General features: G+C 74.2%; 10 protein-coding genes. 1 reads left to right on the top strand and 9 read right to left on the bottom strand.

What is annotated here, in order from left to right:
- The 4 genes from MNY60_RS22625 to MNY60_RS22610 all read right to left on the bottom strand — a co-directional run.
- Positions 1–1,060 (bottom strand): DUF6600 domain-containing protein (locus MNY60_RS22625; protein WP_242361975.1); only part of this gene is annotated, 1,060 nt, incomplete at its 3' end.
- Positions 1,061–1,323: 263 nt separating this feature from the next.
- Positions 1,324–2,604 (bottom strand): ATP-dependent Clp protease ATP-binding subunit ClpX, encoded by a 1,281-nt coding sequence (clpX, locus tag MNY60_RS22620; RefSeq protein ID WP_242341272.1) that lies wholly within the window; start codon positions 2,602–2,604, stop codon positions 1,324–1,326.
- 120 nt (positions 2,605–2,724) lie between these two features.
- Positions 2,725–3,342 (bottom strand): hypothetical protein, encoded by a 618-nt coding sequence (locus tag MNY60_RS22615; protein ID WP_242341271.1) that lies wholly within the window; start codon positions 3,340–3,342, stop codon positions 2,725–2,727.
- Positions 3,339–4,253, bottom strand: a complete 915-nt coding sequence (locus MNY60_RS22610; protein WP_242341270.1) for an AgmX/PglI C-terminal domain-containing protein — start codon at positions 4,251–4,253, stop codon at positions 3,339–3,341. The genes MNY60_RS22615 and MNY60_RS22610 overlap by 4 nt, the downstream gene beginning before the upstream one ends.
- Positions 4,254–4,341: 88 nt before the next feature.
- Here MNY60_RS22610 and truA point away from each other — a divergent pair, with 88 nt between their 5' ends.
- A complete protein-coding gene (gene truA / locus MNY60_RS22605) occupies positions 4,342–5,142 on the top strand; it encodes a tRNA pseudouridine(38-40) synthase TruA (protein ID WP_242341269.1) in 801 nt (266 codons plus the stop codon).
- A 114-nt stretch (positions 5,143–5,256) separates the two neighbouring features.
- On the opposite strand, the gene MNY60_RS22600 is transcribed toward truA, so the two are convergent.
- The 5 genes from MNY60_RS22600 to MNY60_RS22580 all read right to left on the bottom strand — a co-directional run.
- A complete protein-coding gene (locus MNY60_RS22600) occupies positions 5,257–5,478 on the bottom strand; it encodes a ribbon-helix-helix domain-containing protein (protein WP_242341268.1) in 222 nt (73 codons plus the stop codon).
- A gap of 132 nt (positions 5,479–5,610) precedes the next feature.
- Positions 5,611–6,465 carry an ATP-dependent sacrificial sulfur transferase LarE gene (gene larE / locus MNY60_RS22595; protein WP_242341267.1) on the bottom strand — a complete coding sequence of 285 codons (855 nt, stop codon included), beginning with the start codon at positions 6,463–6,465 and terminating at the stop codon, positions 5,611–5,613.
- A gap of 156 nt (positions 6,466–6,621) precedes the next feature.
- Complete coding sequence (cysC, locus tag MNY60_RS22590) at positions 6,622–7,323, bottom strand: adenylyl-sulfate kinase (RefSeq protein ID WP_242341266.1); 702 nt, start codon at positions 7,321–7,323, stop codon at positions 6,622–6,624.
- A gap of 363 nt (positions 7,324–7,686) precedes the next feature.
- The gene (locus MNY60_RS22585) at positions 7,687–8,373 is read right to left on the bottom strand and encodes a ThiF family adenylyltransferase (RefSeq protein ID WP_242341265.1); all 687 of its coding nucleotides are present in this window, start codon (positions 8,371–8,373) and stop codon (positions 7,687–7,689) included.
- 40 nt (positions 8,374–8,413) lie between these two features.
- A partial coding sequence (locus tag MNY60_RS22580; protein ID WP_242361973.1) for a sulfurtransferase TusA family protein occupies positions 8,414–8,728 on the bottom strand: 315 nt, incomplete at its 5' end.

The raw sequence follows: 8,728 nt of genomic DNA, 5'->3' as shown, positions 1-8,728 counted from the left end.
GCGTCCACCCCGGCGCTCCGCCCTCGCCGCGCGGCGGAGGCGCCGCGGAGCCACGACGCTCGCCGATGGGCTCCGCGCGCTCGGGCCGGGTCCAGCCGCGCGGACCGGGCGCTGCTTCCGGCGCGCCCTGGCGCCCCGGCGGCACGAACGCGTTGCCACGCTCGCCGCTCCGGCCGGGCGCCGGCGCCGCCGCCGGGCCGCGCCCCTCGGGACGGCCGAAGCCGCCCCGCCCCGGCGCCGGCCGAGCGTCGGGCCGATAGACCGAGATCTCCCCGGAGCCTGCTCGCGCGGCGGCCGGCGACGGCGCGGCGATCACGCGCGACGGACGGAGAGGCCGGCCGAGGCGGGCCTCGATGGCGCGAGGCGCGGGGCCGCCCCACGCCGGAGCAGGAGACGGACGGGCGCCGCCCGGGACCGGGCGCGGAGCCGGCCGCGCCGGCGCGGGGGCGGTGCGGTCGAAGTAGTGGCGCGTGTAGCGGGGCGCGTAGGCGACGCTGTAGACGGGCACGGAGACGAAGCGGACGCTCGGCACGAACGTCCACCAGGTGTCGTAGAACGGATAGGAGGTCACGTACACGGACAGTCCTGGAGCGAGCGGCGCCCAGCCGACGACGTCGCCGGAGAACCGCCAGGACACCCACGCCGGCGCCCACTGGTACCCCGGCACCCAGACCCAGCCGTAGAAGCCGTCGTAGGCCCAGCGCCCGTAGTGATAGGCGGCCCAGCCCCACGGCTCGTCCGACACCCAGAACCAGCCCTCGTTCGTCCACTCCCACCGGCCGTAGTAGTACGGGCGCCATCCGCCGGCCACGTGCGGCCGCCACACGCGCCCGTAGGCGCCGGCGGAAACCCACTCGCCGTACTGGCCCAGCGGATCGTAGAACGTGTCGAAGGTGACGCCGCCGGAGACGCCCACGTCCACCGAGACGTCGTAGTCGGGCGAGCGCTCGTCGGCCCACCGATCCCCGGAGTCGTCGTCCCAGCCGCCGTCCTGCGCGTGCGTCGAGAGCGGCGCGAGCGAGGTCGCGATCAGCGCGGCGATGAGCGTGTGGCGGAGCATGACGGTTCTCCTCGGAGGTCGGGCGCCGGAATGGCCAGGGTCCCCGGCGGGCTCCTCACCCGGATGACCTAGCAATCGGGATGCCGCGTAAATTCCACGGTTTTCCCGGACGCTTGGCACCTCGCGCGCGGCGCATCGCGGCACACTGTGCGGCGCCGTCACCCCGCCCACCCTCCTGCCGGCCGCTACGCAGCCCCGAAGACACGGACGCCCCGGCCGAGGCGGCCAGGGCGTCGAGGGTGCATCCAGGACGGAAGACCGCCCTAGGCGAGCTTCTTCTCCTTCTCGAACGAGAGGAGCGGCGGCTCCTTGTTCAGGATCACGCCGTCCGTGATCTTGCACTCCTTCACGCCCTCCCGGTACGGCACGTCGTACATGATGTCGAGCATCGCCTGCTCGAGGATGGCGCGGAGGCCGCGGGCGCCGGACTTCCGCCGCATCGCCTCGCGGGCGGTGGCGCGCAGCGACTCCTTCGTGAAGGAGAGCTTCACCTTCTCGAGGTCGAAGAGCTTCACGTACTGCTTCGTGAGCGCGTTCTTCGGCTGGGTGAGGATCGTGACGAGATCCTCCTCGGAGAGATCGGCGAGCGTCGCGATGATGGGCAGGCGCCCGACGAACTCGGGGATCATCCCGAACTTCACGAGATCGGACGGCTCGACGCGCGCGAGGAGCTCGCCGAGGCTCGCCTCCTCCTTGCGCTCGATCTTGGCCCCGAAGCCGAGCGCCTTCACGCCGGCGCGGCGGCGGATCACCTGCTCGAGCCCGCAGAAGGCCCCGCCGACGATGAAGAGGATGTTCGAGGTGTCGACCTGGATGTACTCCTGCTGGTTGTACTTCTTGCCGCCGCGCGGGGTGACGTTCGCGCGCGTGCCCTCGATGATCTTGAGGAGCGCCTGCTGCACGCCCTCGCCGCCGACGTCGCGCGTCGGGGACGGGGAGTCGCCCTTGCGGGCGATCTTGTCGATCTCGTCGATGTAGACGATGCCGCGGGCGGCCTTCTCGACGTCGTAGTCCGCGGCGTGGAGCAGGTTCTGGATGATGTTCTCGACGTCCTCGCCGACGTAGCCGGCCTCGGTGAGGCTCGTCGCGTCCGCGATGGTGAACGGGACGTTGAGGAACCGGGCGAGCGACTGGGCGAGGAGCGTCTTGCCCGACCCCGTCGGCCCGATGAGGAGGATGTTCGACTTCTGGAGCTCGACGTCGTCCCCGCCTGGCCGCGCCTGGCCCGGTCGCTGCGGCCGCGCCGGCTTCTTGGAGTAGACGCGCTTGTAGTGGTTGTAGACGGCGACGGAGAGGACCTTCTTCGCCTTGTCCTGACCGACCACGTAGTCGTCGAGGAAGCTCTTGATCTCGGCCGGCGTCGGCAGCGAGACGGCGGGGCGCCCCTCGTCGCGCTCCGCCTCCTCCGCGATGATGTCGTTGCAGAGGCGGATGCACTCGTCGCAGATGTAGACCGTCGGCCCCGCGATGAGCTTGCGAACCTCCCGTTGCCCCTTCCCGCAGAATGAGCACGACAGGTTGCCGTGATGGTCTTTCCGGCTCACGCGATCCCTCGGTTCCACGATGTTACCACCAAGCCCCCGACCCCCGGAATTTGGGGCACGGTTCGAATATAGCCAGGTGCGTCCCGCACCGCCCCACCAACTCCTTCGGGGCGTCACGGATCAGCGGCGGAGCAGCGATTCGATCTCCCCTGCGAGGGCGCTTGCGCGCTCCGCGACCGGCCGGGGCACGGCCGCCTCCTCGCGACAGGCCTCCGCGAGGCGGCGCGCCTGCGCCGCGAGCCGATCGAGCCGATCCTCCTTGGGAGCGGGCGCCGGCGGGGCGGGCGGACCGAACCGCTCCGCGAGCTTGCGGTTCATGGTCGCGGGCGTCGGGGGGCGCTCCACGAGCACCTCGTCGCGGAGCTCGCGCCAGCCGGAGTCCGACAGCCGCCCCGCGGCCTCGGCGCGGGACAGCACCTCGATCACCTCGAAGGGCGGAGCGCGCCCGTCGCCCCGCTGCTTCGCGAGCTCGGGCTCGTGCCGCTCGAGGAACCCGTAGCTCGCGGTGAGCTTCTCGGCCGTCGCGCTCCGGATGAACAGCTCCTTCGAGCAGTACCGCTCGAAGCTCGGGTAACCCCACTCGCGCCAGCGCTCCTTGCGCTTCACCTCCACGAGCAGCCGGGCGAGCCCGACCCACGCGGTCTTGAAGCGCCGCGCGCCCTCCAGGACCTCGCGGCGGAAGGAGCCTTCCGGCAGGTCCTCCGCGCGGGAGGCGAGCTTCTCGGCGGTGGCCGTCATCGCCCGATCCGGAACGCGAGTGAGACCGTCGGCCGCTGCCCCGGGAACGTCTCGAAGTGCCAGCCGCCGAGCGCCTTCACGAGGCAGTCCTTGAGCGCGCCGGCGCGGAAGCGCGGCTCGTCGATCCAGAGCGCCGCCACGCGGCCGTCGTTGCCGATCGCGAACTCGATGGGCACGTCGCCGTGGAAGTCGGGCGAGCGCGTCGCCTCGTCGCGGAAGCACGGCACGAGCGTGCGCTGCTCGCGCGAGACGACCGCCTGGATCTTGCGCTCGTCGAACTGCGCCGAGACGAGCTCGCCGCCGTCGATCGCGCCGCCTGCCGCGCGGCGCGAGGACGCCGCGAGGCCGCCGCTCTTCTCCGGCGAGGCCGCGGGCGGGCGCGCGCGGCCGCCGCTCGCCCCGGGCGCCGGCGCGTCCATGGGCACCTCGACCATGTCGTCCGCCTCCGGCGCGCGGTGCTCGACGCCCACCCGCGCCGCCGAGGCGATGGAGATCCCGGCGCCGAAGTCCTCGAGCAGCGCGCTCGTCTCCGCCGGGCGCCGGGCGAGCAGGAACCCGACGACCGCCGCGCCGCCCACGAGGAGCGCGAGCGCGAGGGCCCAGCCGAGCGCGCGCCGGCGCCCGCGGCGCGCCGCGAGCTGGCGCGCTCCGGTGACCTCGCGCTCCACCCGCTGCGCCGCCGCCGCCCGCTTGGCGTGCAGGATGAAGAGGGGGACCTCGCCGACGGGACGCCAGCTGCCGTCGCCCGCGGACACCGAGGTCAGGGCGTCGAGCTCGCCGCGGTAGAGCATCGCGGCGAGGCCGCGCGAATCGACCGGGCCGAACACCTGGCCGCCCTTGCGGAACAGCCACTCGCCGCCCTGCAGGCGGGGGTCGTCGAGGAGGAGCGTCTCGTCTGTGCCGGGCGCCATCGGGGTGCGGGACTCGGATGAGGAGGTGGGTGGGGAGCGCACGCCGGAGGTGACGCAGGCGCGGCGGGCGTGGTGAACTTAGCACGAGGTGGAAAGGCGCTTCTACGCTCTGCGCGTCGCCTACGAAGGCGGGCGTTTCCGCGGGTTTCAGCGGCAGCCGGGGCTGCCCACGGTGCAGGACGCGCTCGAGGGGGCGCTCCTCGCCGCGGGCGTCAGGGCGACGCTCGCCGTGGCGGCGCGCACGGACGCCGGGGTGCACGCGCTCGACCAGGTCGTGAGCTTCTCGGCGCGCGCGGCGCTCGATCCCGAGGCGCTACGTCGCGCGCTGAACGCCGCCCTGCCAGAGGGGATCCTGGTGCGCGAGGCGCTGCGGGTCGGGCCGTCCTTCCACGCGCGGAACACCGCCCGCGGCCGCCGCTACGTCTACCTCGTCGGCGCGCCGCCGCCCGGCCCGCTCGCCGGGTACGCGTGGGCGCTCCCGGACCCGCGGGCGTTCCCGGCGCTCACCGAGGCGCGGCTCGACGCCGAGGCGATGCGGAGCGCGCTCTCGCACGCCGTGGGGACGCACGACTTCACCGGCTTCGCCCGCCCGGGAGAGCAGCGGGGCACGGTGCGCACCGTCACCCGGGCCGACGTGGTCACCGCGAGCTGGGCGCCGCTCCACGCCCTCGTCTTCGAGGGACACGGCTTCTTGCGCGCGATGATCCGCAACCTCGCCGGCACCGCCGTGGCGGTGGGGCTCGGGCTCGCGCCGCCGACCCTCGTCCGCGACCTCCTGCTCGCGCGCGGGCGGTACCGCGGCGTGCGCGCGCCCGGCTGGGGGCTCACGCTTGCCGCGGTCGTCTATCCGGACGGTTCGCTGCCCGCGCCGCCCGGTAGAGCTCCATGAAGACGCCGAACACCGGCGCCCGGGCCCCGGTGGCGACGCGCACCCGGCCGCCCGGGAGGCGCGGCGGCTCGGGCGGGGTCGAGCGTCCGTCCTTGCGGCCGGACGTCTCGGCCGTCACATCGCCCCCTGCTCGGGCGGGAGCTGGCCGTACTTGGCGAGGAGGTCGGCCACGGCCTCGCGCAGGTAGTCGGACTGACGGACCCGCGTGCGGCGGGCGAGGTTGCGGAGCTCGGCGGCGAACTGGGGGGGAAGCCGGACCAGCATCGGCTCGAGGCGCGCAGACGCGCTCGGGTCCTGGGCGGCAACGACGTCGGTCAGCTCGGCGGGCGTAGGCATGTGTAGGCTCCTTGCGACAACGGCTTACGTTTGCCTACACGCTACCACTCGATAGCCGCCTCGCAAGAAAGCGCACGTTCGACAGTTTTCTTGACAGGGGCGCCTCCGACGAGGGCCCCGGGGCCGACCGCCCTACCCCGCCACGACGGGCAGCGCGACACCGGCGAGCGCGTTCATGCGGCCCGACCGGAAGGGCTCCAGATCGAGCACGGCCAGCTTGAACCCCGCTGCCTTGACGGCCAGGGCGATCTCGGCGCGACGCTCGAACCCGCGGGCGAGCTCGCCCTCGGCGAGCTCCACCCGCCCGATGTCGCCGTGATGGCGGACGCGCAGGTCGCGGAACCCCAGGGCGCGGAGCCCAGCCTCGGCTCGCTCCACCTGCCCGAGCCGCTCGGGGGTGACCGGCGTTCCGTAGGGGATGCGCGAGGCGAGGCACGCCATCTGCGGCTTCGCCCAGGTCGGGAGCCCGTAGGCCTCGCTCCAGGCGCGCACCTCGTCCTTCGTGAGGCCCGCCTCCGCGAGCGGCGAGCGGACGCGCCGCTCCTCGGCGGCGCGGTGCCCCGGCCGGTGATCGCCCAGATCGTCGGCGTTGAAGCCGTCGAGCACGACGGCGAGCCCCTCGACCCGGGCCGTCTCCTCGCAGATCCGGAAGAGCTCGCGCTTGCAGTAGTAGCAGCGATCGACCGGGTTCGAGAGGTAGCCCGGGTCCTCCTGCTCGTGGCTGTCTCGCTCCAGGTGGCGGACGCCGAGCCGGGCGGCGAGCGCGCGCGCCTCCTCGCGCTCTGCCTGGGGAACCGACGGGGAGTGCGCGGTCAGCGCCACGGCGCGATCGCCGAGCACCTCTCGCGCGACGGCGACGACGAAGGTGGAGTCGACGCCGCCGGAGAAGGCCACGAGGACGCTGGCGCAGCCGCGCAGCGCCTCCTTCAGCCGAGCGAGCTTCTGCGCGGAGTCGCGGCGGAGATCTTCGAGAACGTTCGGCGACATGGCGCGGGACTTTTACTCGCTCGCGTCCGCGCGCGCAAAGCTCCGCGACCGGATCCGGGGGGTCGCGAGACGCGTCATGCCGTCGCCGAGGCCCGGGAGCCGCGGCGAAGGCGTACGTGCCGCCCGTGACGCCGCAGGCGCGCGGCTCGCAGCCGCTCAGCGGCGGCGCTTGGCGGTCTTCGTGGCCCTGCCGGCGACCTTCTTCGGCGCCTGCCTCGCCGCCGCCTTCGCGACGAGCTTCCGCCGGGCGCCGCCGCGAACGGCGCGGTCCGGCTTGCCCCGGCGCGGCCGGAGCCCGCCCGTGATCCGTCCGAACTCGGCCGGCCCCACGAGCCGCTGATCCACGAGGGCCTGGAACACGCGCGTCCCGGCCTCCTCGACGGAGAGCTGGTCGGTGTGGACCGTCACGTCCGCGTGGGTGGGCGGCTCGTAAGGAACGTCGACGCCGGGGACCTGCTTCAGCTCGCCGGCGAGCGCGCGGCGATAGATCCCCTGCGGATCGCGCTGCTGGAGCTTCTCCATCGAGCAGTCGACGAACACCTCGAGGAACCGGCGCGCCTCCTTGCGCAGGGCGTCGCGCGCGTCGCGGTAAGGCGAGAGCGCCGCGCAGACGGCGATCCCACCGGAGCGGGCCACCGCCTTCGCGACGAGCCCGAGGCGCGCGACCGCGCGCGCGTGGTCCTCCTTGCTGGCGCCGAGGCCCTCGAGCAGCACTGCGGCGTCGCCGTGCTCGTCGAGCAGCTCCACCGCGCGCCCCGAAGCCACGAGCCGCTTGGCGAGGTGCGCGGCGAGCGTGCTCTTGCCGGCGCGGTTCATCCCCGTCAGCCAGATGACGAAGCCGGTGGTGTGCGTGTCCATGGATCCTCCAGCGTCTCAGCTCGGTCGGCCGTCGCCCGGTCGCCGGGGGCCGATCCGTTCGAGCGCGATCTCGAAAGTATACCCTGTCGGATCCTGTCCCGCCAAACGGGTATTCCCTCCCCACCTATTGGCTTTCTTCAGTGTATCCGGCTCGTTGTGCAATGCGCCCCCCGGATGGGCGTTGCCGGAGGGTCAATTCTCGACGACGCGCAGGGGTACACGGGCCGAGAAATCGGCGCCGCGGTAGGCCTTTCTCCTCCCTCTGGCAGACGAGCAGCGCAGGCGAGGCGGCCCGCCGCAGCCCCGCCGCAAGCAGCCGGCGAGCGCCGCAGGAGGGATCACCCGAGCGGCAGCGACACGTCGCTACGTCGCGCCCGCGCCGGGGCCGCCGCACGCGCACCCCGGGAGCCGGCTCGTCGGTCGCGCCGTCGCGACGCCGCGGACGAGATCGATGCGTCGCCCGGGGGTGGATTCCGGGTTCGCGATCATGAGGACGAGCTCCGCCGCGCCCAGCGCAGAGAGCGCGGCGATGCCGGGCTGCGCGGGACGGCCCGCGCCGGCGGTCGAGCGGGCGCAGGCGTAGCAGGGCGCGCCCGGCGGCACGACCACGAGCGCCCCGCCCTCCGCGTCAGGCTCGACGACCACGTGGGGGATCCCCGCGCGCCGCGCGGCCTCCGCGGAGGCGAGCGCCTGCGGCCCGGAAGACGCGAAGACGAGCGTCGCGGTCGGCACGCCGCCTTTCGGATAGGGCTCTATCGAGACGAAGCGCGAGAGCGGGGCGAGCACGGCGCGCGCCGCCTCGACGCGCGGCGAGCCGACGGCGGATGGGGCGAAGAGCCAGCCGCTGGCGTCGCTCGGCGAGACGTCCTCGGCGTCCTCGATCCAGAGCCGCCCCACCCCAGCCTGCACGAGGTAGACGAGGCCGGCGGACGCGACCGCGTCCGCCCCGACGACCCGCACCCGGGCGCGCCCGAGCCGCTCCTGCGCCGCCTCGCCGAACCCCGGCACGAGGAGCTGCCGCGCGTACCGCTCCAGCCGTTCGTCGTTCACGCTCTCGACTCCCGTGAGCGCCGGGGCACCCGGCGCCCTCCTACGGCCACTCCGGCGCGGCGCCGGCGCCCTTCTCGAGGACCACGCGGAACGCCCCCGGCGCGCCCGCGAGCGGCTCCACCGCGAGCACGCGGTGGCCGTCCTCGGCCGCGCTCCTCGGCAGGTTCTCCACCGGCTCTCCCGCGGCGAGCCAGACCTCGAGCCGCTCTCCGGCCGCGAGGCGCTCGAGCGCGATCTTCGCCTTCACGTAGGTCATGGGGCAGGCGTAGGCGCGCACGTCCACGCGCGGCGGGGCGCTCGCGCTCACGCCGCGCCCTCGCCGCGAGCCGGCGCGGCGCAGGCGGGCGGCGCGGCC

Source organism: Anaeromyxobacter sp. SG17, from assembly GCF_022690695.1.
GTDB lineage: Bacteria > Myxococcota > Myxococcia > Myxococcales > Anaeromyxobacteraceae > Anaeromyxobacter > Anaeromyxobacter soli.
Note: the sequence above shows the minus strand (reverse complement) of the source record. Positions and strands in the feature narration are given on the sequence as shown.

Coding starts and splice junctions, on each gene's coding strand:
- MNY60_RS22615 (WP_242341271.1), bottom strand. CDS start 3,342: ATGACGGCCACCGCCGAGAAGCTCGCCTCCCGCGCGGAGGACCTGCCG.
- MNY60_RS22610 (WP_242341270.1), bottom strand. CDS start 4,253: ATGGCGCCCGGCACAGACGAGACGCTCCTCCTCGACGACCCCCGCCTG.
- MNY60_RS22600 (WP_242341268.1), bottom strand. CDS start 5,478: ATGCCTACGCCCGCCGAGCTGACCGACGTCGTTGCCGCCCAGGACCCG.
- larE (WP_242341267.1), bottom strand. CDS start 6,465: ATGTCGCCGAACGTTCTCGAAGATCTCCGCCGCGACTCCGCGCAGAAG.
- cysC (WP_242341266.1), bottom strand. CDS start 7,323: ATGGACACGCACACCACCGGCTTCGTCATCTGGCTGACGGGGATGAAC.